The sequence below is a fragment of the Alteromonas sp. 4NS20-0143 genome (assembly GCF_057542855.1).
In genome coordinates this window covers 15,044-39,518 of record NZ_BAAJLR010000013.1, presented here as the reverse complement: position 1 = coordinate 39,518, position 24,475 = coordinate 15,044, and the positions used below count along the sequence as shown (strand labels likewise).

24 protein-coding genes and 1 other annotated feature are annotated in these 24,475 nt (G+C 44.9%); of the genes, 17 read left to right on the top strand and 7 right to left on the bottom strand.

Features of this window, described 5'->3' with window-relative positions:
• Window positions 1–304 precede the first annotated feature (304 nt).
• The 5 genes from AC27HD_RS17960 to AC27HD_RS17940 all read right to left on the bottom strand — a co-directional run bounded on the left by AC27HD_RS17960 (window position 305) and on the right by AC27HD_RS17940 (window position 5,787).
• Window positions 305–601 (bottom strand): hypothetical protein, encoded by a 297-nt coding sequence (locus AC27HD_RS17960; protein ID WP_487107587.1) that lies wholly within the window; start codon window positions 599–601, stop codon window positions 305–307.
• Window positions 602–684: 83 nt separating this feature from the next.
• Window positions 685–1,440, bottom strand: coding sequence for a tRNA (adenosine(37)-N6)-threonylcarbamoyltransferase complex dimerization subunit type 1 TsaB (tsaB, locus tag AC27HD_RS17955; protein WP_487107586.1), 756 nt, complete (start codon window positions 1,438–1,440; stop codon window positions 685–687).
• Between the two features lie 12 nt (window positions 1,441–1,452).
• Window positions 1,453–3,375 (bottom strand): DNA repair helicase YoaA, encoded by a 1,923-nt coding sequence (gene yoaA / locus AC27HD_RS17950; RefSeq protein ID WP_487107584.1) that lies wholly within the window; start codon window positions 3,373–3,375, stop codon window positions 1,453–1,455.
• Window positions 3,376–3,495: 120 nt separating this feature from the next.
• The gene (locus AC27HD_RS17945) at window positions 3,496–4,806 is read right to left on the bottom strand and encodes an alpha-amylase family glycosyl hydrolase (RefSeq protein WP_487107582.1); all 1,311 of its coding nucleotides are present in this window, start codon (window positions 4,804–4,806) and stop codon (window positions 3,496–3,498) included.
• Between the two features lie 66 nt (window positions 4,807–4,872).
• Window positions 4,873–5,787, bottom strand: coding sequence for a TSUP family transporter (locus AC27HD_RS17940; RefSeq protein ID WP_052010155.1), 915 nt, complete (start codon window positions 5,785–5,787; stop codon window positions 4,873–4,875).
• A 154-nt stretch (window positions 5,788–5,941) separates the two neighbouring features.
• On the opposite strand from AC27HD_RS17940, the gene AC27HD_RS17935 reads away from it, so the two are divergent.
• Together AC27HD_RS17935 and AC27HD_RS17930 are read left to right on the top strand one after the other, a co-directional pair.
• Entirely contained in the window at window positions 5,942–6,424 is a 483-nt protein-coding gene (locus AC27HD_RS17935) for a DUF2244 domain-containing protein (protein WP_487107580.1), read from the top strand.
• 115 nt (window positions 6,425–6,539) lie between these two features.
• Window positions 6,540–6,785 carry a DUF6482 family protein gene (locus tag AC27HD_RS17930; RefSeq protein WP_032095937.1) on the top strand — a complete coding sequence of 82 codons (246 nt, stop codon included), beginning with the start codon at window positions 6,540–6,542 and terminating at the stop codon, window positions 6,783–6,785.
• 49 nt (window positions 6,786–6,834) lie between these two features.
• Here AC27HD_RS17930 and betI read toward each other — a convergent pair whose 3' ends face one another.
• The gene (gene betI, locus AC27HD_RS17925) at window positions 6,835–7,410 is read right to left on the bottom strand and encodes a transcriptional regulator BetI (protein ID WP_235207824.1); all 576 of its coding nucleotides are present in this window, start codon (window positions 7,408–7,410) and stop codon (window positions 6,835–6,837) included.
• 607 nt (window positions 7,411–8,017) lie between these two features.
• On the opposite strand from betI, the gene betB reads away from it, so the two are divergent.
• The 5 genes from betB (at window position 8,018) to AC27HD_RS17900 (ending at window position 14,350) form a co-directional block, all read left to right on the top strand.
• The gene (gene betB, locus AC27HD_RS17920; protein WP_487107578.1) at window positions 8,018–9,481 is read left to right on the top strand and encodes a betaine-aldehyde dehydrogenase; all 1,464 of its coding nucleotides are present in this window, start codon (window positions 8,018–8,020) and stop codon (window positions 9,479–9,481) included.
• Between the two features lie 8 nt (window positions 9,482–9,489).
• Window positions 9,490–11,142: a choline dehydrogenase gene (gene betA / locus AC27HD_RS17915; protein ID WP_487107576.1), complete on the top strand. Its 1,653-nt coding sequence runs from the start codon at window positions 9,490–9,492 to the stop codon at window positions 11,140–11,142.
• Between the two features lie 161 nt (window positions 11,143–11,303).
• Window positions 11,304–12,521 carry a BCCT family transporter gene (locus tag AC27HD_RS17910; protein WP_487107574.1) on the top strand — a complete coding sequence of 406 codons (1,218 nt, stop codon included), beginning with the start codon at window positions 11,304–11,306 and terminating at the stop codon, window positions 12,519–12,521.
• A gap of 4 nt (window positions 12,522–12,525) precedes the next feature.
• A complete protein-coding gene (locus tag AC27HD_RS17905) occupies window positions 12,526–13,224 on the top strand; it encodes a TorF family putative porin (protein WP_487107572.1) in 699 nt (232 codons plus the stop codon).
• Between the two features lie 553 nt (window positions 13,225–13,777).
• Complete coding sequence (locus tag AC27HD_RS17900) at window positions 13,778–14,350, top strand: lipid-binding SYLF domain-containing protein (protein ID WP_487107570.1); 573 nt, start codon at window positions 13,778–13,780, stop codon at window positions 14,348–14,350.
• A 55-nt stretch (window positions 14,351–14,405) separates the two neighbouring features.
• Here the strand turns inward: AC27HD_RS17900 and AC27HD_RS17895 are convergent, their stop codons facing one another.
• Window positions 14,406–14,657, bottom strand: coding sequence for a hypothetical protein (locus tag AC27HD_RS17895; RefSeq protein ID WP_487107569.1), 252 nt, complete (start codon window positions 14,655–14,657; stop codon window positions 14,406–14,408).
• Between the two features lie 320 nt (window positions 14,658–14,977).
• Window positions 14,978–15,097: a sequence feature (His leader region), on the top strand.
• 47 nt (window positions 15,098–15,144) lie between these two features.
• On the opposite strand from AC27HD_RS17895, the gene hisG reads away from it, so the two are divergent.
• From hisG to lepB, 10 genes are all read left to right on the top strand, one after another.
• Complete coding sequence (hisG, locus tag AC27HD_RS17890; protein WP_487107567.1) at window positions 15,145–16,047, top strand: ATP phosphoribosyltransferase; 903 nt, start codon at window positions 15,145–15,147, stop codon at window positions 16,045–16,047.
• A 12-nt stretch (window positions 16,048–16,059) separates the two neighbouring features.
• The gene (hisD, locus tag AC27HD_RS17885) at window positions 16,060–17,400 is read left to right on the top strand and encodes a histidinol dehydrogenase (protein ID WP_487107565.1); all 1,341 of its coding nucleotides are present in this window, start codon (window positions 16,060–16,062) and stop codon (window positions 17,398–17,400) included.
• Window positions 17,400–18,476: a histidinol-phosphate transaminase gene (hisC, locus tag AC27HD_RS17880; RefSeq protein ID WP_487107563.1), complete on the top strand. Its 1,077-nt coding sequence runs from the start codon at window positions 17,400–17,402 to the stop codon at window positions 18,474–18,476. The genes hisD and hisC overlap by 1 nt, the downstream gene beginning before the upstream one ends.
• The gene (gene hisB, locus AC27HD_RS17875) at window positions 18,473–19,543 is read left to right on the top strand and encodes a bifunctional histidinol-phosphatase/imidazoleglycerol-phosphate dehydratase HisB (RefSeq protein ID WP_487107561.1); all 1,071 of its coding nucleotides are present in this window, start codon (window positions 18,473–18,475) and stop codon (window positions 19,541–19,543) included. The genes hisC and hisB overlap by 4 nt, the downstream gene beginning before the upstream one ends.
• Window positions 19,543–20,175 (top strand): imidazole glycerol phosphate synthase subunit HisH, encoded by a 633-nt coding sequence (gene hisH, locus AC27HD_RS17870; RefSeq protein ID WP_487107559.1) that lies wholly within the window; start codon window positions 19,543–19,545, stop codon window positions 20,173–20,175. Before hisB ends, hisH begins: the two co-directional genes overlap by 1 nt.
• On the top strand, window positions 20,175–20,912 hold the full coding sequence (hisA, locus tag AC27HD_RS17865) for a 1-(5-phosphoribosyl)-5-[(5-phosphoribosylamino)methylideneamino]imidazole-4-carboxamide isomerase (RefSeq protein ID WP_487107557.1): 738 nt from the start codon (window positions 20,175–20,177) through the stop codon (window positions 20,910–20,912). The genes hisH and hisA overlap by 1 nt, the downstream gene beginning before the upstream one ends.
• On the top strand, window positions 20,894–21,706 hold the full coding sequence (hisF, locus tag AC27HD_RS17860) for an imidazole glycerol phosphate synthase subunit HisF (RefSeq protein ID WP_487107555.1): 813 nt from the start codon (window positions 20,894–20,896) through the stop codon (window positions 21,704–21,706). Before hisA ends, hisF begins: the two co-directional genes overlap by 19 nt.
• A complete protein-coding gene (hisIE, locus tag AC27HD_RS17855; protein ID WP_334031994.1) occupies window positions 21,703–22,320 on the top strand; it encodes a bifunctional phosphoribosyl-AMP cyclohydrolase/phosphoribosyl-ATP diphosphatase HisIE in 618 nt (205 codons plus the stop codon). The genes hisF and hisIE overlap by 4 nt, the downstream gene beginning before the upstream one ends.
• A gap of 200 nt (window positions 22,321–22,520) precedes the next feature.
• Window positions 22,521–23,516 carry a hypothetical protein gene (locus tag AC27HD_RS17850; protein WP_487107553.1) on the top strand — a complete coding sequence of 332 codons (996 nt, stop codon included), beginning with the start codon at window positions 22,521–22,523 and terminating at the stop codon, window positions 23,514–23,516.
• Between the two features lie 163 nt (window positions 23,517–23,679).
• The gene (gene lepB / locus AC27HD_RS17845; RefSeq protein WP_487107551.1) at window positions 23,680–24,375 is read left to right on the top strand and encodes a signal peptidase I; all 696 of its coding nucleotides are present in this window, start codon (window positions 23,680–23,682) and stop codon (window positions 24,373–24,375) included.
• Window positions 24,376–24,475 lie beyond the last annotated feature (100 nt).

Genomic DNA, 24,475 nt, shown 5'->3' with positions numbered 1-24,475 from the left:
CAGCCTTCGTCTTGCTTTTTCGTCGAGCATTTGAGGGCTTCATAACTAAGACTAAGTTAGCATTGATACGTTCACAGAACCACTAGAGTTCTGTTACAAAATGATAAAGATTCTAAAACAAACCCTGTAAAAGCTTCGGAATTTCAGCCACCTGATACTCAATGTATTACCACCGGATAATTTCAGGCTGTTAGTGAGCTCTTATGATAGTAAGCATTCCCCCGAATTAGCAGCAACACTAAACAAGGAATGGGAGCGACTAAGCAGGTAGTAAAGGGCTATTTGGCAAAGGACTGGTTCCCCTCTACGCGTAGATATCAACACCAAACATGACTTGTATCGACTCTCGCTGCTGCTGTTTTTCAAAGCTCTGGTAAGACGCAATGGCCTGCTGAGAATAGGCATTACTGTCTTCTTTTATAAAATCTTGGTAGGCCTTTGCATTGCTCGTGCCCTGTTCATCAGGCGCAACAACGACCGCCTTAATCTGAGACGATTCGCTTTGCCCTTTGTTCTCCTGTTGAGGGTCTTTCGAAATTTTCGAGACCCGGCCTTGAGCGGCGTCAGAAGATGCTATGCCAAAATTAGTATTTATATTCATAACACTCTATGGTTTTCATAACGCTCTGTAATTTTCAAAACGCTCTAGCTTTTGCAATTTTCATACCCAGTATAAGGTACCCCTTATTCTCGACCAGGAAGCTTTTTCCACGTTACTTTATCTCTTAAGTAAACCGGTTTCACTTCTGCAGCGCTTGTAGTTGTATTTGCACGGGCAGCTTCTTTGGCGTCTTCAAGCATGAATGCAGCGTTTGGTAATGTCACGGCTGGTTTTTTCTCTGTGTTTGCTGCTGTGCTTGCTGCTGTGCTTGCTGCTGATTCTGCAGCATCTTGCGTATTCAACCACTGCTGAAGCTCCTCATAGGCGGCCCAGCCAGTACCAGCAACAGTCACATTATTGTTTAGCGCTTCGCCTAATTCATTGAGGTAATTGACTGCGTCTGCGGGTGGACATACCTGTTCAGGAACGATTCTCTCTAACCCATCATCCGACTTTTTGTATACACAGAAATAGACTTCACTCATACGTGCGTCTGACGCAACGGCAACGAATTGGCCGGTGCTATTTTGTGCAGCTTCTACAGCCATTGCCTTTAGCGTGCTTACGCCTGCAACGGGTAACCCCGTGCCAAGTGCAAGCCCTTGAATCATGCCGGTTGCAATTCTCACTCCCGTGAAACTACCGGGACCGCGACCAAACGCCAATAAATCAAGAGAAGCTAATTCAACACCGGCTTCCTTTAGTATTGCATCAATCATGGGTAACAGGCGCTGACTGTGCTGCTGGGGGCATACTTCAAAATGGGTGTATAGCGTATTGTCGACTTCTAGGGCGACTGAACACGCTTCTGTTGCTGTATCAATAGCTAAAATATTCATTACAACTCTCTATCATTCTTCATCATCGATGCCGGCAAGAAATGCCTCTACATCATCTAGGCTTCGCGTGCGTTTCATGTCGGGCAAGCTGCCTATAAACGTTTTTGCATAAGGTTTAGTCACTAAGCGATTATCACAAATGACCAACACCCCTTTATCGGTTGGGTCGCGAATGAGGCGTCCCGCCCCCTGCTTTAAGGTGATAACTGCTTGTGGAATTTGAATAACACCAAAGGGGTTTGCACCGCGTTTTTTCACATCTTCCATTCGAGCTTGAAGCAGCGGATCGTCTGGTGAAGCAAACGGGAGTTTATCTATCATCACGCAGACGAGGTCGTTACCACGAACGTCTACACCCTCCCAAAATGCACCTGTGCCCATGAGTACGGCTTTTTCATCGGCTAAATACGCGTCCAACAATGCTTGTTTTGTGGTGGTTCCTTGGACAAGCAGCGGATTATCTATTTCATCTTCTAATTTCTTTGCTATTTCTCTTAGCATCGCGTGGCTGGTAAACAACAAGAAACAACGCCCGCGACTGGCTTTAATTAAGCGCTTCGCCGTGTGCAGCAGAGTTTCGCGCATTGCATAGCTGTTTGGTTCGGGCAAGTAGCGCGGCACACACAGCATAGCCTGCTCTGGGTAGTTGAAGGGGCTGTCTAAACCAAGGGTTTCTGAATCTTCCAACCCCATTCGACGCTGAAAGTGCTCGAAACCACCATTGACCATCAACGTGGCCGACGTAAACACCCAGCCTCGCGGCGGCGACTCAACAAAGCGTCTGAATTTTGCGGCAATAGACAACGGCGTTAAGTGCATAACAATATGACGCTGCGTTGTTTCATACCACAAGCTTACGTTTTGTTGCTTGTTATCACTCAATGCGTCAAGTTGCTCTCTTGATGCAACAATGCGCTCGTACATATTGTCTAAGTCTTTATCGCGGCCTAAATGCAGTTTACACACTTCATATAGCACACCTAATGCTTCGGCAAGCTTACCCACCTGTAGGCGAACTTCGTCGCGATCGAGTGCGAGTGCCCAATTTCCTCGCTCAGGATCATGAGGAAAAAGCAGACGTAAATCAGACGCTATCATGCGGCATTTATCAGCGGCTTTATCTAGCTGCCCAGCATCTTTGAGTACTGTTCTAAACAGTAAGGTAATGTCTTTGGCAATATCTTGAATTTGGCGCGTAGACAACGACTCACCAAAGTAGTCGCTGGCAATATCGGGGATTTGGTGGGCCTCATCAAAAATAATGGCATCGGCTTCGGGAATAAGCTCGCCAAACCCCGTGTCTTTCAGCGCCATATCGGCGAAGAAAAGGTGATGGTTAACCACAATAATATCGGCATCGAGGGCTTTGCGGCGGGCTTTAACTAGGTAGCAGTCTTCGTAGTCTGGACACTCTCGGCCTAAACAGTTGTCTACGGTAGATGTCACCATGGGCAGCACTCGCGCATCTTCTGGAAGGGTTTTAAGCTCTCCCATATCTCCGCTTTTGGTTGTACTTGACCAGCGTTTCACTTCAGATAGCTGACCTAACACCTCTTTTTCTACCAAGGTGGAGTTACCGCCATGCTGAGATAATCGGTGCAAACACAAATAGTTCGACCGCCCTTTTAGCAGTGCCGTTTTGCGCTTGCTGCTCAACGCTTTTTTTACTAGCGGTAGGTCGCGATGAAAAAGCTGCTCTTGCAGATTTTTCGTTCCGGTGGAAATAATGGCTTTACCACTGCTGATTAACACCGGCGCAAGATAAGCAAAGGTTTTGCCCGTTCCGGTACCGGCTTCTACCACCAAACTGCCCGTTGTATCGATAGCGTGCTTTACCGCGTTGGCCATATCGGTTTGCGCCTCTCTTGGCACAAACCCTTTTATGGTTTTTGCCAGCAGGCCATCAGATGAAAATACATTTTTAATAGTGGGCATTTTTGGGACGTTTCAAATACATTGCATTGTTAGGCGCGCATTATGCCAAAAACAGCGTTGAAAACCTATCGAACAACACATGTAAAAATAAACATCTCCCCCTGTTATTTGTGCCAGATTTCAAATGTGCCATATTTCAAAGCCCCAGGGTTTTAACGTGAGCGTAGTATCGGATGAAAACGTCGTTTTCTTATTTCGCTTCCAATGTTGCAGCGTACCTAGATGCAACGATTCTTCAAATGTCACCGTAACGGGCACATCAGAAAAGTTAATCACCACAAAGACTTTGTCGTCCTCGCGCTCTTCTCGTCTTACAAAACTAAATACCTGAGACATGGATGAGTTAGGCACTTGAATCATGCGTGCTCCGAACTCACCATTGCCTAAAAATGGCTTCGACTTTTTAAGGGCGATGAGTTCTCGGTACAGTTCGCCAATAGGATGTTCTTGCCACTCAATGGGATCTCGTTCAAAAAAGGCAAGACGTTTGGTCTCTCCAGCTTCTTGTCCGTTGTGAATAAGGGGCATCCCCTCGCCTATAACTGAAAGCGCAATACACGCCTCGAGTGCGTCACCAAACTGCTCTCGCTGCGTGCCGTCCCATGCGTTTTTATCGTGATTGCTCACAAAGGTCATGCGATAGGCGTTATGCGGCCATGCTCTCTCATTCCATGAGTAGTATTTTCTGAGTCGGTCTAAACTGCAGCGGCCCTTGGCTAATTCGTGAAGAGTTTCATTCCAGCTCCACGCATAGGTCATATTGAAAGCGTTCTCGTGTAAATCTCTGTTTTCCCACTCAGCAAGCAAAAATACCGGCTTAATGGCGTCGAGAGCGTGACGAGCTTGCTCCCAAAAATCGTTGGGGATATAGCCTGCAACATCACAACGAAATCCATCGATATCAAACGCTTTTACCCAGTAGCGCATTGCAGAAATCATGTATTCCCTCAGGCCAGGCTGGGAATAATCAAACTCGATAATGTCAGACCAATCCCACCAGGGCGATGGACGAAAGTCGCCTTTGTGATCTTTTGCATACCAATGAGGATGAGAGTCGACAAGTGCGTTGTCCCATGCACTGTGATTAGGTACCCAGTCTAGAATGACTTTAAGGTTGAGCTTATGAGCTTGAGATACAAGCTGTTTGAAGCTTTCTTTATTGCCGAACTCTGGGTTTACATCGAGATAATCACTGACCGCGTAGGGGCTACCGAGCTGCCCTTTTCTGTTTTTTTTACCAATAGGATGAATTGGCATTAACCATATAATATCTGCGCCTAGGCTCTTAATATGCTCAAGGCTTTCAGTCACCCCATCAAAGGTTCCCTTAGTACTGAACTGCCGGGTGTTTACTTGATAAATAACCGCGTGGGAAGACCACTTGGGTTGCGATACCCGATATAGAGGACGAGGTGTTACGTCAAATTCCATAGACTAACTCCCTGTAAGGGTCAGTCGCTTATCTTTGCTAAATATAAAGCGACATATAAAAAAACGCTAAAAAATAGGTAAACTGGTTACGCCTAGTAAAAATACCCATAACCCAAAAAATAGCTTTAGTGATTGCGTAGAAAAAGCCAGCACGAGGTATTTAGCCATAACACCACCCAAAATAGCGCCTGCGCCAGCAAATATGACAACGTCATATACTATGGCATGGCTGACAAGTACATGAAAGGGAAGTGCTGACCACACTGTAAACGCAGATAAAATAACCGCCACCGCTATAGACATGGTGACGTTGAAGCCGCGGATAATGAGGTAAACCGCGACGAGTTCGCCCACACCAATAGAAAGCCAAGCAGTAATGCACCCGCCCAAGAAGGCGATGGTGGGAAGACAAACAATATCGTTTCCTGCCAACGCGTTGCTGAACACCTGGCGCTTCATCAGCGGAATTGACGCTATTATTGCAATGGCCAATATAACGGAGAACACGCCGAATACCGTATGCAGGTTTTCAGGCCCACCCAATATATTGAGTAGAAGCGCTGAGCCATGTGTGGTGTATTGCGAAAAGAGAACACCACAAAGAGAAGGTATGACAGTTAATAATAGAGCACTTGGCAATGCGCCCCACTGACTGTCTGTTTTATGTTGGTCTGTTTGGCGTTGAGAGCAAAAAAAGCGAGCCCATGTAATGGCTCCAGCCGTCATACCGCAACACTGAATAGCAAAGCTTGTTGCTACAATACTGTCAGGGGTAAAGGAGAGATATGCAAAAAAGGGGACAAAAATCACGCCGCCACCAGCACCTGTGGCATTGGCAAATACCGCCCCTACTATGCCGACAAAGGTAAAGAAGCCATATTCTTGCAGCAAAGTCCTCACATCATTTTGTGAAAAAATAACAAAAGCCCATACCGCAACAAAGGCAAAAAACCACGCTCTTTTGCGAGAAAACAGTGGCAATGATAGGGAATATGACAAGTCTCTTTTTCCTACAACGAATTAACTGAGTGTACGAGTTGCCACCTGCAACTGAACAAATTTCAATCTAAATGCTTAAATCGATACGTATAAGGCTTCATGTTTGTTTTCACGGCCGTATCGTTAACGCAGCGACATGATAGTAGTATCAACAGAAAATAACGACACCGTTATTCATATAACGCCGAATAGGTCTGCCACGTGGAAGCAGACAAAGTTTCTTATGCTAGCCTTTGCGCTCTTTATTAGCTCAATAGCGACCGCTTGGGCTGTAGCGGGTGCATGGGTAATCCTTCCTTTTGCTGGCGCTGAAGTATTTGCACTCATTTGTGTTATGTATATTACCTCTCGCGCAACCTATCGATGGGAAGATATCACCATTGCTGCTGCCACTATCGAAATTACCACCTCCCAAGGTAATCGCTGGATGTTGAACAAAACCGCGTCCTATCTCTATTTTATTGAGGACACCCGTTTTGGCCGGTTACCCCGAATTATTTTAAAAGACGATTTATGTGAGTGTGAGGTTGGCAGTTTTTTAAACGAATCAGATAAAGACCAACTCTCTACACACCTGACATCGGCAGGCCTACTGAGATGCAGCAATAAATGGTGGTAGCTGCTGCCAGATTTAGCCACGGCGGCGCGTCGGTTTATATAAATGAATCATAATTAATGATCACTTTTCAAATATTTCGACTAAACATTAGGTAACGTTAAGGAGAAATTCAGCTATGAACTTGTACATTGAATCACTAGAAGGCGGTAACTATCTTGCATCTACCGGTGTCGGAGCATCCCGTGCACTTGTAAGGGACAAGAGTTCGCAACCAAAGACATTTCATTGTTTGAATGAAATAAGGGAGCATTTCGACACACAATCTTTTGAACACGTGTGGCTAAGACAAAATACACCCTATGAAGAAATGGTTGGCCAGACCGATCACCCAGGCGCACTAGAGCTGGAAATTGAATTATAGAGAACCGTTAAGGTTCTTTTTTATTGCCGATGGTTTACCGATTAGGCCTTCAGCCAGCAAAGAGATTGATAGTGTCTCTTACGTATTGCTTAATTCTCACTACCGGCTCTTCGAAGTTGCCGTTGCCAACGCTTCCCATGGAATAACGCAGCCAATAGCCATCGATAAGCGCAGCGGTTGACGCTGCTGCGTTTTTTGCTTCATTGGGCGGTAAAAGCTGTCGATAACTGTACGCTAAATTACTTTCAAGGCGCCTGTGGTTAATGCACTGTAACCTGTGCAAGCCTTTATTGTGCAATGACAGCGCCCAAAAGTTAAACCACGTATTTGTCGCCGAACTTGCGCCCTGTGTTTGCGAAAAGTTATTTTCAATAATAAAGTCTATCCGCTCTAGCGGGTCGGCAATATGGGTGGTTATTTTCAGCGCTTCCAATAGATGCCGCATCGTCGCTTCTATAAGCCCCTGCTTGTCTCCAAAGTAATGGCTCACGATCCCCGATGACAATCCCGCTTTTTTGCTAATTAAGCTAATCGTTGTCCCGTGATAGCCAACCTCTGTCATCACTTCTAATGTCGCTTCAATTAATTGCTTTTTGCGAACCGGCTCCATTCCCACCTTGGGCATGCTAGAACTCCAAATATTTATCCAATGACTACTTGTAATGACCTTAACTGCGTTACTGCAGTTAAGCTATTACCAATAAGCTAACTGTAAATATGTTACCTACTAATATGTTACCACGATTAAAAGTCGCAACGCGCCCTTACTATGTCAGTAGTTGAGCCTACTATTTTAAAGAGGCAAAGTGCGAAGGGAGTGCGAAGGTAAATTCAACATTAAAAATACTGTTAGCACTAAGTATTTTATGTGCATTTCAGTTTATATAAATAAAGTTCACGCACTAACCAAACCATGATAAAAACAATAAAATACAAAAAGTTACATATTAAAAAGCATTGAGAAATCACACGTTTCACGGACAAAAACCAGCACACCAACTTGAATCAATAGTTAGAACACTATACAATTTATTCTTTATTGAATGGTCAATCAAAATAAAATACGTCGTTTAACATGGGTTTAAATGGCCGCTGAAAATAGTAAATCGACGGACTTTCATACGCTTAGGTAAGAAGTGCCCCGTAGTGTTATGCAGTAGTTTTTTTCAATTGAAGCACTGTCTGTCAGCGACTGTTCACAATGGTTAACCAGCAACTTTAGGAACTTATCAATGTCATTACCTACTTATCAGAATTACATTCACGGTAAAGCTCTCGCGAATAAAAGCAGAGAAACGTTTTCTGTTACTAATCCAGCAACAGGTAAAGTGATATACCACGTTGAAGTTGCTGATGAGTTTGTGCAGAAGCAGGCTATTGAAAGCGCAAAAGCCGGGTTTGAGAAATGGTCGACTATGACGCCTATCGAGCGCACCCGTATTTTAAACAAAGCCGTGGCGTTATTGCGTGAACGAAACGATGAATTAGCAACAGTAGAAGTGCTTGATACCGGAAAACCTATTCAAGAGGCAAATTGCGTTGATGTTGAAACAGGTGCCGATGTAATCGAGTATTTTGCAGGCCTTGCTCCCACTCAGTTAGGCACGCAGCAGCAGGTAGGCAGCGATTTTTTCTACACCCGTAAAGAGGCGCTTGGTATTTGCGCGGGTATCGGTGCGTGGAACTACCCTCTTCAAATTGCATGCTGGAAGTCTGGCCCTGCCCTAGCCGCTGGCAACGCATGTATTTTCAAACCATCTGAAGAAACGCCTCTTGGTGCCATTAAGTTAGCCGAAATATTTACTGAAGCCGGCGTACCCGATGGTGTCTTTAATGTTGTACAGGGCGCTGCAGAAGTTGGGCAGTGGCTGACAACCAACCCTGATATTGAGAAGGTGTCGTTTACCGGCGAGGTGGGCACGGGCAAAAAAGTAATGCAAAGCGCTGCCTCTAACCTTAAAGATGTCACGATGGAACTTGGCGGCAAGTCACCCCTTATTGTTTTTGACGATGCCAATGTAAGCCAAGCGGTGAGTGCAGCTATGCTTGGTAACTTTTATACCCAAGGTGAAGTATGCACTAACTGCACCCGCGTTTTTGTGCACCGTTCGGTGTATCAATCGTTTATCGATGAACTTGTTTCACGTACCAATAGCAACATCATTGCCGGTGATCCCCTCGATCCAGAGGTGAACTTAGGCGCGTTAATCTCAGAAAATCATCGCAACCTGGTGCTAAGTTACATCGAAAAAGGTAAACAAGAAGGTGCGACCCTATTAACTGGCGGTCACACCTTATCTCCTGAATCAGCACCCAATGGCTTTTTTGTCGCGCCCACAGTATTTACAGACTGTACGGACGACATGACTATCGTGAAAGAAGAGATTTTTGGGCCAGTGATGAGTGTACTTGTGTTTGATGATGAGCAAGAGGTTATTTCTCGTGCAAACGATACCGTTCTAGGCCTTGCCGCAGGTGTGTTTAGCCAAAACATTCAGCGGGCTCACCGTGTTATCCACCAGCTAAAAGCCGGAATATGTTGGATTAATAGCTACGGAAATTCACCCGCTGAAATGCCAGTAGGTGGTTATAAACAGTCGGGTGTAGGTCGTGAAAACGGCGTTGAAACACTTAATAGCTACACGCAGACCAAGTCTGTCTATGTGGGTATGACTGACATTGAAAGCCCGTTTTAGGAGCCGCTATGACTATGTATGATTATATTATTGTTGGTGCTGGCTCGGCCGGTTGCGTGCTGGCGAACAGACTATCTGCAAACCCCACGAACAAGGTTTTGCTTTTAGAAACCGGTGGTTCTGACAAAAGCATCTTTATAAAAATGCCCACGGCGCTCTCAATTCCCATGAATACTGAAAAGTACGCGTGGCAGTTTCAAACAGAACAAGAGCCTTATTTAGACAATCGCGAAATGCACTGCCCTCGCGGCAAGGTGTTGGGTGGTTCGTCATCCATTAACGGCATGGTGTATGTGCGTGGCCACGCGAAGGATTTTGACGAATGGGAACAACACGGCGCTAAAGATTGGGATTATCAGTCGTGCCTACCCTACTTTCAAAAAGCGGAAACCTGGTACAAAGGCACCGACACATATCGTGGCGACACTGGCAACATTGGCGTAAATAACGGTAATGAAATGAAGAACCCGCTTTATGGCGCGTTCGTTAAAGCCGGAGAGCAAGCCGGGTACGATATCACCAGCGACTATAATGGCCAGCAGCAAGAAGGCTTCGGTCCAATGCATATGACGGTAAAAGGCGGAGTCAGAAGCTCAACAAGCCGCGAGTATCTCGACCCGATTAAATTTCGCACCAATCTAACCATAGTCACCGGCGCCCTTGTGACTAAGGTAATACTGGACAACAAAGTTGCAAAAGGTGTTGAGTACCGTGTGAAAGGCGAAACCCAAATAGCATCGTGCGCTGAAGAGGTTATTTTAAGCGCGGGCTCAATTGGTTCACCGCATATTTTACAGCTATCAGGCATTGGTGATACTGAAGTGCTGAGTAATGCAGGTATAGATACGCTTCATCACTTACCTGGTGTAGGAAAGAATTTACAAGATCATCTTGAGTTTTACTTTCAGTATAAGTGCAAAAAGCCTATCACTCTTAATCGCAAGCTAGATGTTATATCTAAAGGCATGATTGGCGCTCAGTGGTTAGTGAATCGCACAGGACTTGGCGCTACAAACCATTTTGAATCATGTGCATTTATTCGCTCTAAAGCAGGCGTCGAATGGCCAGACATTCAGTATCACTTCTTGCCAGCAGCAATACGATATGACGGCAAATCAGCCTTTGATGGCGACGGGTTTCAGGTTCATGTTGGCCACAACAAACCGAAAAGCCGTGGCAGTGTGTCGGTAGTGTCAAGCGACCCTACCGTTGCTCCAAAAATTCGCTTTAATTATTTAGAGCATCAAGATGATATAGAAGGGTTCCGCGCTTGCGTGAGGCTAACCCGAGAGATTATCTCGCAGCCTGCTTTTGAGGCATTTAGCGATGGCGAAATTCAGCCTGGCGAACATGTTCAAACAGACGAGCAAATTGATGCGTTTGTACGACAAGCAGTAGAAAGCGCCTATCACCCATCCTGTTCTTGCAAAATGGGTGAGGACGATATGGCGGTAGTTAATTCAAACACAGAAGTACATGGCATCAGTGGCCTTCGTGTTGTTGACTCTTCCATATTTCCGACCATTCCAAACGGTAACCTTAACGCTCCTACCATTATGGTGGCAGAGAAAGCCGCCGACATAATTTTAGGCAAAGAACCGCTACCTCGCGGCAACGCACAGGTTCACATGAATTCGAACTGGCAGCATGCCCAGCGCTAATAGCGTGTGTTGAATCTCTGTTTGTAACCGCTTGCGAATATTTTATCGCAACGCGCTCACAAGGTTAAACGTGCACGGTTAGTGCGTATTTGATGTGAGCCCTTGATAACTAAAAAAAGGAAAACAGATGTTACATTTTTATCAGTATTGGGAGGGTGACAATGACGGCATGGCTTAGTGCAGGCATTCTATTCACCTTACTTTCAGTGGCCTATATTGTCTTTAAATGGGGCAATATGAAGGTAGTGGGAGTAACTCCGGTCAAAACTTTTACCTTTATTGCCATTCTTTTTACCTCTGGGCTCGATGTGGGACTGATCATGTTTCCGCTTACCGAGTTCGCTGGCTATGCTGACATAAGCGCAAGTCCTGAATATGCACTCACCAATCCACTCGCCATTGAGTTTGGGTTTTGGGGTTTCTTCATTTGGGCGTTTTACTTTTTAACTTGTTTTTATTTCTGCGTAGTAGAGCCGAAGGTCAAATTCTTCGAAATCCCTGTGGTCAAGTTTATAAATAACGTGGTGATTATTGGCACCTGCGCATTTACTGCGTTCCTACTATTGTCGAATTTGCCATGGTATTTACCCATGCTAGGTGACGGAGAGTCACTGGTACCAGAGTTCTATCTTATTGTTTTTGCTTCCATTGCGTTTGCTGTTTATTCAAGCACCAACATTAAATACGTTCGCATCTTAAGCATAACCACCACATGGGTATTTATTGCACTCATTGTAGGAATGTGGGCAAGCGCATTTATCTTCGGTGAAGGCGAATTAACTCAGTACATGACCAACATGGGTTTAATTGGCGGATACTTTGCGAATTTGCATCACTTTGTTTTGCCAATAAATGAGTATCACGAGTTCTATCTATTTTGGTGGTTTGCTTGGAGCATTATGATTGGCCAGTTCACTTCGCGCTTTGTGGGTGGGCTTCGTACCTATCAGGTGCTATTGGCAATGCTGATATTTCCATCCATTCCAATTGGTGCTTGGTTCGCCGTGCTTTATCACTATCACAGTGCGGGCATTCCAACGGACGGCTTAGTTAATATGGCCATGGTGTTTGTGGGTGTTGTATTTGTTATCAACTCGCTTGACTCACTCATACGGCTTTATACCGACAACCTCAACATTACGGTGGCGCGTTTGGGTAAGACAAATTATATCGCGCTGAATGTGCTGGCTTTGTCTCTACTTACCCTGTTGTTTAAGCTCAACTTTTTGCAAATTCAATGGGTAGGCGCACTGGTTATAGCCCTTTTCTTTGGTTGCTTCGCGTTCATTATGAGCAAGCGGTTCAAGTCGGTGACCACAATCACAACATCGCCTAAAGAAAACAAAATCGATTTCACAAAAATAGAGAACGTAAACTAATAATATGAAAATAGTAGTATCATTTTTTGCTGCACTAGCAGCGCTTTTCGCCACGCCTTCATTTGCAAATTGGAGTGCCAATATATCTGGCGTGTCTGATTATACTTTTAATGGCGTAAGCCAGACACAAAACGATCCGGCCATTCAGGGAGGTTTAGACAAAGCCTTTGCCAACGGCGCTTATGCAGGAACATGGGCATCTAATGTAGATTTTGGTGGCGACACTAACGTGGAATGGGATTTTTACGTAGGGCGATATCTCACGCTGACCGATGCCGTTAGCATAGACTACGGCATCGCGTATTACTCCTATCACGGGGGTGATAACTCCAGTGCCGGTAACTACCCTGAGGTATATACCAAGTTTGGTATGGCCAACGACTACGGTAACTCAGAGCTTAACTTTTGGTATAGCTGGGACTATTTTGGTACCGGTGGCGGACATGCTATTGCAATGGTGGCACATACCTTTGAGCTTGCACCAAACCATAACCTGCGGGCAAGTTTCGATGTGTCTAACTCTTTAGATGGTGACAAGTGGCTATGGCAAGATGATGGAACATCGTATTACCACTATCGCCTTGCATATCAAACCAGTTATCAAAACTTTGCTATAGAAGTGGCGGCGGAAAATACCAATCTGGATTATGACACCGCTGATGAGCGAGTTGTATTTTCTATTTCTCGCACATTTAGCTTTTAATTCGCTAGAACGGTAATTTTAACGTTAACTTTAACGCTAATTTTAACGTTAGCTTTTACGTAAGCGTTATCGTAAAAACTAAGCTGAGGCATTTCGTCAACACAACGGTTTATTAAACCCAACGATTTGCGCTCAGCTTATTTCATCCTTTTACACTTATTTCATCCTTTTACATTAGACCAACACCACGACGCTTATACTGCGCGCCACTTATGCAGTTTCTCTGCAGCCAGTTCTTATTATTTACCTTCTATCGTATTTACCATCTATAAAGCGACACCACCTACTTTTTAACGACATCAGCCGTGACACTCTGGCAGCGTTTATTTTCAACTGGCAGCGTTTATTTTCAAATAGTGCAACTAATTCTATTCATTGAACTCGAAAGCACAGTGAACATGAATTTCGACAAGCTATTAGCTGGCAGAGTAAATGCATAGAACACGTGTAGATAAATGAAAAATGATTTTGATAGTGCTGTTCACCAATAAGTTGAAGACATTTCCCGTTTTCACCCAGTAATAAACAAGACGAATATGTTATGGAGAAAAATATGAAATTCAAATGGTTAGCTTCTTACGCATGGATTTTCGCCGCAATTTTTATGCTTGGCGCTTGTGCCTCAATGGGAGACGGAAGTGTTGCTGAAAAAAGACAGGCTATTTTGGACATGCAGCAAAATGCATTAACCCGTCTTTACAGCGAAAAGCCCGACACGCGCTCACAGTTACAAAATGCTGCGGGATATGCGGTTTTTACCAATGCTAATGTGAACGTTATCTTTTTTGCCGCAGGAACGGGTTACGGCGTGGTAAACAACAACGCAACGGGTAATAAAACCTATATGAACATGGCTGAAGGAGGCGTGGGCTTTGGTTTAGGCGCTAAAGACTATCGCGTTGTCATGGTTTTCCACTCGCAAAAAGCCATGTCGTACTTTATTGAGAATGGCTGGACATTAGGTACAAATGCCGACGCAGCGGCTAAGGCTGGAAACAAAGGCGCATCTGCTGAGGGTGAAGGTTATTTAGGTGATGTAACTGTGTATACCATGACAGAAAGCGGATTGGCGCTGCAAGCTACCGTTAAAGGTACAAAGTTTTGGGTAGACAAAACACTTAACTAATCAGTGGTATTAGAACGTTTGATGAGCGGCAGACAAATAATGGGTTTGCCGGTTATCAAACGTCTACGTCGATATGCTTTAACCCCCCTTCGTTATTATCGTCGCCGTCTTTCTTATTAGTTTCGTGTCTGTGCTTGGTTGCGTACTCTAACGCGTCGGCGCGATTTACTTCATCAAACTGGTTGCTATCCTCTTCAGAGAGGTGCTCAGATTTTTTTGATTTTTTTACTTTTTTTACACGCTTGTCTTCTTCAATCACAATCTTCGTGTTGCGCGGTAAAATGGGAAATAGTAGGTCGTTGCTCATAATAATTGTATCTCCGCTGTGTCTTCGCCTATTTAAACCTTAACCCAATAAATCGATAAACTCTGTAACTAACAGAATCTTCCACTATTAAAAGCCTCGCCGAATAAAGGCATATCTGTTTCAAGATAAAAACCATTTAAGCACAGCTTAAAAAGGTTTACTTTCGCTCAGATCAAAAAGTTTTACTATATGCCTATTAATTTGTACGTATTGCAGCCAAAGAGTTCACTTTAGCCTTGCAAATTTCGCCTCAAACCGCTAATGTTTCGCTCGTTAAATTTCAGGACATATTTTTTCAAAATGATCAATTGCGCTGCAAAACACCACCATCACCACATAGCATAACCTTTCAGGTTCGTGCTGGAAGGTCTATGTCTCCTTCCAATGGCGCAGATAAAAAATTCTCGGCCCTCGGAAGGAAACTTCCGGGGGTTTTTTATGTTTTGCGCAATCACAAGTAAACACAACATGTGTAAGGAACGTTTTAATGAGTAACAGCAAAAGACTTCGAATTGCCGTACAGAAATCAGGCCGCTTGAGCGATGACAGCATTGCACTATTAAAGGCAATCGGCATAAAACTCAATATTCGTGATCGTCTGCTGATTGCGCATTCTACAAACGAACCTATTGATTTACTGCGCGTGCGTGATGACGATATTCCGGGCTTAGTCATGGACGGTGTGGTTGACTTAGGCTTTATTGGCGAGAACGAGTTAGAAGAAAAGTCTCTTGAGCGAAAAGCTGCAGGAAAGCCTTTTGAATACGAAACTCTTCGTCGTCTAGACTATGGTGGCTGTCGCTTATCCATCGCGGTACCTAATGAGATGGATTACGATGGTGTTCAATCGCTTAACGGCAAAGAAGTGGCAACAACCTATCCTTACCTTCTTGAACGTTATTTCAAAGAACAGGGCATTAACGCAAAAGCCGTCATGCTAACCGGTTCTGTAGAAGTTGCTCCTCGCGCTGGGGTTGCAGACGCCATTTGTGATCTGGTGTCTACTGGCGCAACGTTAGAAGCCAATGGGTTAGTTGAAAAAGAAGAAATCTTCCGCTCTAAAGCGGTATTGATTAAGCGCGTTGGCGGCGATATTAGCGATGAGAAACAAGCATTGATCAATCGTATGATGCCTCGTGTAGACGGTGTTCTGTTAGCTAAAGAAAGTAAGTACATCATGCTTCACGCACCAAAAGCGTATTTAGAGCAAGTGAAGAGCTTGTTGCCAGGCGCTGAAAACCCAACTGTACTTCCTCTTGCAGGCAATGAAGAGCAAGTGGCTATCCATGTAGTATCAACAGAAACCTTATTCTGGGAAACCATGGAAAAATTAAAAGCCCTTGGTTGTAGCTCTATTCTTGTAATGCCAATCGAAAAAATGATGGGCTAAAGGCAGACTATTATGATTACTTGGTCATCTCTTTCTAATGATGAGAAAAAACAGGCGCTCTCGCGCCCGGCTATGGCCAATAGCCAGCAACTGAAACTAACCGTTAGCGAGATTATCGCTAACGTTGAGGCCAAAGGCGACAGTGCGGTTTTAGATTACACCCGCAAATTTGATTGCCCTGATTTACAGTCGCTAGTGCTTTCGCAAAGCGACATTGATGAATTGGCCTCGAAGGTAAGTGTGGAAGTAGCCAACGCTATTGATACCGCTTTTGACAATATTAAGCAGTTCCACGAAGCGCAGATACCTTCTGATATTGCGCTGACAACAACACCTGGGGTGCAGTGTGAGCTTCGCTTTACTGCTTTAGATGCCGTTGGTTTATATATTCCAGGCGGCAGTGCACCTTTGCCATCTACCGTATTGATGCTTGGTGTGCCTGCGCTTGTGGCCGGGTGTGAGCGCAAGCTCTTATGTACTCCCCCCAATAAACAGCAGCGCATTGCACCTGAAATTGCCTATGCTGCTCGCAAGTGTGGCATTGACAAAATATTTTTATGCGGAGGCGCTCAGGCCGTCGCAGCAATGGCATTAGGCACTGAAAGTATTCCACAGGTTGATAAAATTTTTGGCCCTGGAAACAGCTTTGTTACCGAAGCTAAACAGCAAGTGAGTCAACGTGCTGATGGTGCAGCTATCGATATGCCGGCGGGTCCTTCCGAGGTCTTGGTGCTGGCAGATAAATTTGCTGACGCTGAATTTGTTGCTGCCGATTTACTCTCACAGGCCGAACACGGTCCAGACTCACAGGCAATTTTAGTCAGTGATAGCAGTGAATTAATCGACGCAGCGAAAGCCGCTGTTGAACGACAGCTTGCCACTTTGTCTCGCGCTGAAATAGCCAGACCGGCTATGGAAAACGCGCGTTATATTCTGGCCAGTTCCATAGACGAAGCAATAGAAGCAAGCAATGCTTATGCGGCGGAACACTTAATTGTTCAAATTGAAGATGCCCGAAGCTATTTGCCAAAAATAAAGTACGCCGGTTCTATTTTTCTTGGCCCGTGGTCACCTGAATCAGCAGGGGATTATGCATCAGGCACCAACCACGTATTGCCTACCTATGGCTATGCGAAAAACTACTCAAGTTTAGGTTTGTTAGACTTTATGCGCCGCTACACGATTCAAGAGTTGTCAGCCGATGGCATGCGCAATCTTGGGCCCGCAATCATGACCCTAGCTAACGCAGAAGGGTTAGATGCTCACGAGCAGGCCGTGGCGCTTCGTATGAACAAGCTTGGCATAAACGGCACGTCTAATGCCGTTGATGTCAGTAATGGGAGCAACGCCTAATGTCCCGCTTAGTAGATACGCTGATTAATGAAAATTTAGTGCCCCTTAAGCCGTACGAGTCTGCCCGACGTTTGTTTTCTGGCGGGCAGGATTGGTTGAACGCAAATGAGTCGCCCTATGCTAACGATTATGCTGTAGATAGCAGCAATTTTAATCGCTACCCTTCATGCCAGCCAAGCAAGGTAGTGAATGGTTATGCCACTTACGCGGGTGTCGATAGTAGCAACCTTATTGTTACGCGCGGCGCCGATGAAGGTATTGAGCTACTCATTCGAACATTTTGTACGCCAGGTAAAGACAATATTCTTATTTGTCCCCCTACCTATGGTATGTACGCAATAAGCGCTGAAACCTGCAATGTGGGTGTGAAAAAAGTACCGCTTAACGAAGACTTTAGCTTAGACGTGGATGGCGTTTGCGCTACCGACGACGTCAATGTTGTGTTTATTTGCGCGCCTAACAACCCAACCGGTACGCAGGTTGCTCGAGATGACATCAAAAAAGTGTTAACTCACTTTGCAGATAAAGCGTTAGTGGTAGTAGACGAGGCCTATATTGAGTTTGATGCCGACAATACCTGGGCAAATGACATCGAGGCCTACCCTAACCTTGTTATACTGCGCACATTGTCGAAGGCTTTTGCGTTAGCAGGGCTTCGCTGTGGTTTTACCTTAGCCCAAGAGCCTGTTATTCAGGCACTGCTGAAAGTCATAGCGCCGTACCCTATTCCAGAGCCGGTTGCTCAAATTGCAGGAAAGGCACTGTCGACAGAATCGTTAACGCTTTTACAACTGCAGGTAGACACGATTAATCGCGAGAAAGAGATGCTTGCCACTGCGCTGTCAGAAATTGACGGCATTCACCTCATTGGTGACAGAAAGGCAAACTTCATCTTGTTTAGATATGCAAAGTCTGCAGCGCTAATGCAGTACTTGGTATCGAAAGGAATGCTCATTCGCGACCAGTCTAAACAGCTTAATCTCACCAACTGCCTACGAGTGAGCATTGGTAGCGAAGAACAAAATTTACGATTAATGCAATTAATAAATGATTTTATAAATGAGGACGGGGCATGAGTCAGCAAGCCATACTATTTATAGACCGCGACGGCACTCTTGTCGAAGAACCGCCTGTAGATAAGCAATTAGACAGTTTAGAAAAACTGGTCTTCGAGCCAAACGTTATACCGGTACTGTTAAAACTCAAAGCAGCAGGGTTTAAGCTGGTAATGGTAACTAACCAAGACGGTTTAGGTACTGACAGCTTCCCTCAACAAGACTTTGACGTGGCGCATAATGCCATGATGGGCATTTTTGAAAGCCAAGGGGTTACCTTTGACGACGTGCTTATTTGCCCACATTTTGATGAAGACAACTGCACCTGCCGTAAACCCAAGCTTGGTATGGTTAAAGACTACCTTCAACAAGGCAAGGTAGACTTTACGCGTTCCTATGTGATTGGCGATAGAATGACCGACGTTCAGCTTGCTGAAAATATGGGTATTAAGGCACTGCAATACAACCGCGACAACCTTGACTGGAACACAGTTCAAAAGACTATTCTTGCTTCGTCTCGTATCGCAGAAGTGGTTCGTACTACGTCTGAAACCGATATTAGAGTGCGTGTAGATTTAGACTCTCAAGAGAAGTCGGCTATTCACACGGGGCTTGGCTTTTTCGATCATATGCTTGATCAAATTGCCGTTCACGGTGGCTTTCAGCTTAATGTGTCTGTAGATGGCGATTTGCACATCGACGATCACCACAGCGTTGAAGATACCGCGCTAGCAATTGGTGAAGCCCTTAAGAAAGCGCTAGGAGACAAACGCGGTATTGGTCGCTTTGGCTTTGCATTGCCTATGGATGAGTGTCGCGCAGAATGCATAATGGATATATCAAACCGCCCTCACCTTAAATTTGAAGCGGAGTTTAGCCGTGACCAAGTGGGTGAAATGGCCACAGAAATGGTGCCACACTTTTTCTATTCTTTAGCGCAAAGTATGGGCCTATCTTTACACTTATCGACAAGTGAAGGTAATGCGCACCATCAGGTTGAAAGCTTATTTAAAGTATTTGGTCGCGCGCTGCGTCAAGCAATTGCATTAAAAGGCGACGCACTGCCAAGCAGTAAGGGAGCGCTGTAATGTCTGTGGTAAACACACACCAACGACAGAGAATAGTTATTGTAAATACTGGCTGCGCCAACATCTCTTCTGTGCGATTTGCATTAGAGCGTTTAGGCGTAGAGGTAGAAGTGTCTGATAATAAAAGCGTTATCACCGCCGCAGATAAAGTGTTTTTGCCTGGCGTGGGAACCGCTTCTGCTGCAATGGCGAGTATTAAACAAAAAGAACTTGTTGCAACACTACAGTCTCTCACTCAACCTGTATTAGGCGTGTGTTTAGGCATGCAGTTAATGGTAGATAGCAGTGCTGAAGGTGGAATGAATAATACAAGCGGTGATATTCCGTGTCTTTCACTCATGCCTGGGCACGTAGCACGCATGGAGGCGAACGGTTTGCGTTTACCTCACATGGGCTGGAATACTGTACAGCACGGTGATGACGAATTGTTCAAAGGCATTCCTCAAGACACCTACTTTTACTTTGTACACAGCTTTGCCGTGCCTGATTATGCTCATACCCTTGCCCGTTGTGATTACGGCGGCACATTTTCTGCGGCCATCAATAAAAACAACTTTTATGGCGTGCAGTTTCACCCAGAGCGCTCCGGCGAGGCTGGCGCACAACTTCTTACCAACTTTGTGAACTTATAATGATAATTCCAGCAATTGATCTTATTGACGGACACGTGGTTCGTCTTTACCAAGGCGATTACGAGCAAAAGACACAATACGAATTAGACCCTGTAGAGGTGGTACACGACTATGCTGACCAAGGCGCTACGTGGCTGCATATTGTTGACTTAACGGGTGCAAAAGATACGAGCAAGCGCCAACTGTCATTGATTAAATCTATGGTAGACACCAAGCGCATGAAGTTTCAGGCTGGTGGCGGAATTCGCTCTGAAGAAGAGGTAGCACAGTTACTTGAGACAGGCGTAAGTCGTGTGGTGATTGGCTCTCTTGCCGTTAAACAACCTGAGCTAGTGAAGTCTTGGGTTGAGAAATACGGACCAGAACATATCGTACTTGCCTTAGATATAAACATAAGCGAAAGCGGCGAAAAACTGATTGCCACCCATGGCTGGCAAGAAAACTCAGGCGTTGCCCTTGAGGGGCTGTTAGACGATTTCGCTACTGTGGGTGCTAAACACGTGTTGTGCACAGACATAAGCCGTGACGGTACCTTACAAGGCGCGAACAAAGCGCTGTATGAAGAAATGGCAGCTCAGTTTCCTAATGTGAAATGGCAGGCCTCTGGTGGTATTGGAAGCCTTAATGACATTGCCGTTTTAAAGCCAACCAAGGTTGATGGCGTTATTTTAGGTCGCGCCTTACTCGAAGGTAAGTTCACCGTGAAGGAGGCTATCGCATGCTGGCAAAACGCATAATTCCTTGTTTAGACGTTCGCGACGGCAAGGTAGTAAAAGGGGTTCAATTTAGAAACCATGAAATAATTGGTGATATTGTTCCACTTGCTGAGCAATACGCAAAGGCAGGCGCTGACGAACTGGTCTTTTATGATATTACGGCAAGCTCTGATGCTCGCGTTGTTGATAAAAGCTGGGTAAGCCGTATTGCGCAGGTAATTGATATTCCGTTTTGTGTTGCTGGCGGCATCAAGAGTATTGAAGATGCTGGGCGCATTCTGGAAATGGGCGCGGACAAAATCTCCATTAACTCCCCTGCCCTCAATAACCCTGATTTGATAAACGCGTTACACGACGTTTATGGTCAGCAATGCGTGGTTATCGGTATTGATAGCTTTTACAACGAAGCCACTAATCAATATGAAGTGTACAAGTTTACTGGTGATGAAAGCCGCACTCAAAAAAGTCAGTGGCAAACCATAGACTGGATAAAAGAAGTGCAGTCTCGTGGTGCTGGTGAAATCGTGCTTAACTGCATGAATCAAGACGGCGTGCGCAATGGTTACGACGTTAAACAGCTTAAAGCGGTAAGAGATGCGTGCGAAGTGCCGTTAATAGCATCAGGTGGTGCAGGCGAAATTGCACACTTTACCGACGTGTTTCAGCAAGCTGACGTCGATGGGGCCCTTGCCGCTTCAGTATTTCATAAGAACATTATTAATATAGACGAGTTGAAAGCAGAGTTAACTGCCAACGGCGTCCCTATGCGCAAGCGTCATGGCTTAACAGCGCAAGCAGAAGGAATTAATCCATGATCATTACAAGTAGCAACAGCAATACTCTAGCCTGGGAAAAGATGGATAATCTTTTACCTGCGATTGTGCAAGATGCATTATCTGGCAAAGTGTTAATGCAAGGCTATATGGACCAAGACGCACTGGCCAAAACTTTAGAAAGTGGCAAAGTAACATTCTTCAGCCGCTCTAAACAGCGTTTGTGGATGAAAGGGGAAGTATCGGGTAACACGTTAGATTTGGTGAGTGTTGCGTGTGATTGCGATAGCGATTCACTGCTAGTATTAGCTAACCCGAACGGCCCGACTTGTCACACTGGTGTAGAAAGTTGCTGGTTTGAAGGCAGTACGCCTGCGTTTACGTTTTTAGCCGACCTAGAGCGCGTTTTGGCATCACGTAAAACTGCCGATCCTAAAAGCAGCTACACTGCCAGCCTTTATAACAAAGGCATTAAACGCATTGCGCAAAAAGTGGGTGAAGAAGGCGTTGAGACTGCGTTAGCCGCAACAGTTCACGACAAAGAAGAACTTAAAAACGAAGCTGCTGATTTGTTGTATCACCTCACCGTGCTGTTACAAGCCAGCGATATGTCGCTAAACGATGCGCTGAGCGTATTACAAGAGCGTCATAAGTAACTTCTAAACGCTTCTTTTTAAATAAGCTGCTAAAAAAGCTCGTAGATAAGTGCTTATTTACACAAAAGGCCCATCATAACGATGGGCTTTTTTGTGAGTATAAGGGTGTTAAAGTGCACGAATTGTGAGCGGATAAAAACCTTGTTATGATAAAACAGAACCTGAATGAGTAGGTTGCTGTAAACAATGACAAGGAGTGAATGATGAAACGTATACTTGGATGCTTGATTACCACTGCTATTGCGTTTTCAAGTCACGTCGCCGCGAATAATGCGCATCTTTGCGCAACGTGTTCCACCGAATCATCTGCGCTGGAATTTGCAATCAAAATTGCAACGAACCAAGCAAATACTCTTGTATGTTCCCCTCATTTTGATAGTAATATTCAATGCCACTCTCGTAATAAAGAAGTCACTGTGATAGATGAGTCCACAGGCAATGCGTATCGATACAATGTTTATCAACAGCTGCAAGCACCATGGGCTATTAAAGCCGATCGTTTGACATTGAGTTCGGATGCACAAGAAGCATACAGAATACTTGTACAGTTTCACGAAGATCTTAATGCCTCAATCGAAGAAGCATCTGGCACGGCGAGTTCAACATTCGGCGCAAGCGCAAATGACGGGTTAACAACTGCGGAAAAAAGTAAGCTAACAGCAAAAGGAAATACACCAAGGGACTCTGCGTGCCCAACAAATACGGCTTTAGCCACACTTTTGGATCCGAATAAATTAAGTGATGCCAGAACAGAGGCACAAGTTGCGATAGGCAATCCGAGGACTGAATCCTATATACTAAATTTCAGTGAGTCTGAACGGCCTTCATCAATTTTTGACCGACTGGTTTTTTCGGTAGACGTTGTTGGATACGATACCAATGATACGGTTATAGCGAGCTTTGAAATAAACGAAGGTGCTTCAAGAGTAGCAGGTTATAGCCTTTCATCACTAAGAGGCAACAACAAGCCACTGCTCATTGATAACGCGTGCATTGAAAAGCGCTTTGAACAAGCTGCGGCTTTGGGCATTGTCGCTATGACCTCCACAGATATTGAGTCTGATTCTCCAGTTGATGAAAATGAGGGTTTTCCATTACACCAAGGCGAGAGCGGCTCAACTTGTAAGTTAAAAGATTTCTATCAAGGCCAGAGAAGAAAATACAGTTACAGAGTTTGTGACCCAATCCCTTTGTAAGTCTTAAAAGCTAACATAACTTTTACGCGGATACGTTAATCCATTAGGCCCGTCACAACGATGGGCTTTTTTGTGCTGACACACTCTTTTACATCTTGATAATGAACATTTTGTTTTTTAGATATCTAACTAAGCACACCATACACTTTAGATGGATACCCTCTTGAAAAAAGACAAGGCTTTGCCAAACGCAAAAAACCTGATTAAAGAAAATCTTCCTTTTATTCTTTTTATCGTCCTTATGTTTTCATTCAGAAGCAGTATGGCCGACTGGTATCATGTGCCATCAGGCTCGATGGAACCGACAATTCAAGTAGGCGACAGAATAGTGGTAGATAAAACAGCTTACACCCTAGAATTGCCTTTTAGTGACATTGTCATTGCCAATACTGGCGACGTAGAGCGTGGCGATATTGTGATTATTAATAGCAGTGCAGCACAGAATCGATTGGTTAAACGTGCGGTTGCCGTGGCGGGCGACACTGTTGAACTTCGCCACAACCGTCTTTTTATAAACGGTGAATCAGCCTTTATCACGCCACTTACTGCCCCCTTTTATCAAGAGGCGCTTCTAGATGACTCTCGCACTATTGCACTGACAAACCGTGATTACATTGATAGCGACGGCGTCACTCACCACTCGATTGAAAACCCTGCATCCTCATTTCGCCCAGTGACGATACCAAAAGGCTACATATTGGCCATGGGAGACAATAGAGATAACAGCATGGATTCTCGCTACTATGGACTATTTCCTACCTCTGAAATACAAGGCAGGGCCACCTCTGTGGCTTTCTCTCTTGATAAGCGTCACTATTATTTACCTCGACAAGACCGCGCCTTGTTGACACTGAATTAATACCAGTTGGCACAACTCATACACCATAAAAAAAGCCCGCGACGCGGGCTTTTTTACACTCATTATTTGTAGTTGACGCTTTGTTAGTAAAAGCTTAGCT

Bases quoted from the DNA above. Each gene is read 5' to 3' on its own strand.
- AC27HD_RS17960 (WP_487107587.1), bottom strand. From the start codon at position 601: ATGAATATAAATACTAATTTTGGCATAGCATCTTCTGACGCCGCTCAA.
- tsaB (WP_487107586.1), bottom strand. From the start codon at position 1,440: ATGAATATTTTAGCTATTGATACAGCAACAGAAGCGTGTTCAGTCGCC.
- yoaA (WP_487107584.1), bottom strand. From the start codon at position 3,375: ATGCCCACTATTAAAAATGTATTTTCATCTGATGGCCTGCTGGCAAAA.
- AC27HD_RS17945 (WP_487107582.1), bottom strand. From the start codon at position 4,806: ATGGAATTTGACGTAACACCTCGTCCTCTATATCGGGTATCGCAACCC.
- AC27HD_RS17935 (WP_487107580.1), top strand. From the start codon at position 5,942: ATGATAGTAGTATCAACAGAAAATAACGACACCGTTATTCATATAACG.
- AC27HD_RS17930 (WP_032095937.1), top strand. From the start codon at position 6,540: ATGAACTTGTACATTGAATCACTAGAAGGCGGTAACTATCTTGCATCT.
- betI (WP_235207824.1), bottom strand. From the start codon at position 7,410: ATGCCCAAGGTGGGAATGGAGCCGGTTCGCAAAAAGCAATTAATTGAA.
- betB (WP_487107578.1), top strand. From the start codon at position 8,018: ATGTCATTACCTACTTATCAGAATTACATTCACGGTAAAGCTCTCGCG.
- betA (WP_487107576.1), top strand. From the start codon at position 9,490: ATGACTATGTATGATTATATTATTGTTGGTGCTGGCTCGGCCGGTTGC.
- AC27HD_RS17910 (WP_487107574.1), top strand. From the start codon at position 11,304: ATGACGGCATGGCTTAGTGCAGGCATTCTATTCACCTTACTTTCAGTG.
- AC27HD_RS17905 (WP_487107572.1), top strand. From the start codon at position 12,526: ATGAAAATAGTAGTATCATTTTTTGCTGCACTAGCAGCGCTTTTCGCC.
- AC27HD_RS17900 (WP_487107570.1), top strand. From the start codon at position 13,778: ATGAAATTCAAATGGTTAGCTTCTTACGCATGGATTTTCGCCGCAATT.
- AC27HD_RS17895 (WP_487107569.1), bottom strand. From the start codon at position 14,657: ATGAGCAACGACCTACTATTTCCCATTTTACCGCGCAACACGAAGATT.
- hisG (WP_487107567.1), top strand. From the start codon at position 15,145: ATGAGTAACAGCAAAAGACTTCGAATTGCCGTACAGAAATCAGGCCGC.
- hisD (WP_487107565.1), top strand. From the start codon at position 16,060: ATGATTACTTGGTCATCTCTTTCTAATGATGAGAAAAAACAGGCGCTC.
- hisC (WP_487107563.1), top strand. From the start codon at position 17,400: ATGTCCCGCTTAGTAGATACGCTGATTAATGAAAATTTAGTGCCCCTT.
- hisB (WP_487107561.1), top strand. From the start codon at position 18,473: ATGAGTCAGCAAGCCATACTATTTATAGACCGCGACGGCACTCTTGTC.
- hisH (WP_487107559.1), top strand. From the start codon at position 19,543: ATGTCTGTGGTAAACACACACCAACGACAGAGAATAGTTATTGTAAAT.
- hisA (WP_487107557.1), top strand. From the start codon at position 20,175: ATGATAATTCCAGCAATTGATCTTATTGACGGACACGTGGTTCGTCTT.
- hisF (WP_487107555.1), top strand. From the start codon at position 20,894: ATGCTGGCAAAACGCATAATTCCTTGTTTAGACGTTCGCGACGGCAAG.
- hisIE (WP_334031994.1), top strand. From the start codon at position 21,703: ATGATCATTACAAGTAGCAACAGCAATACTCTAGCCTGGGAAAAGATG.
- AC27HD_RS17850 (WP_487107553.1), top strand. From the start codon at position 22,521: ATGATGAAACGTATACTTGGATGCTTGATTACCACTGCTATTGCGTTT.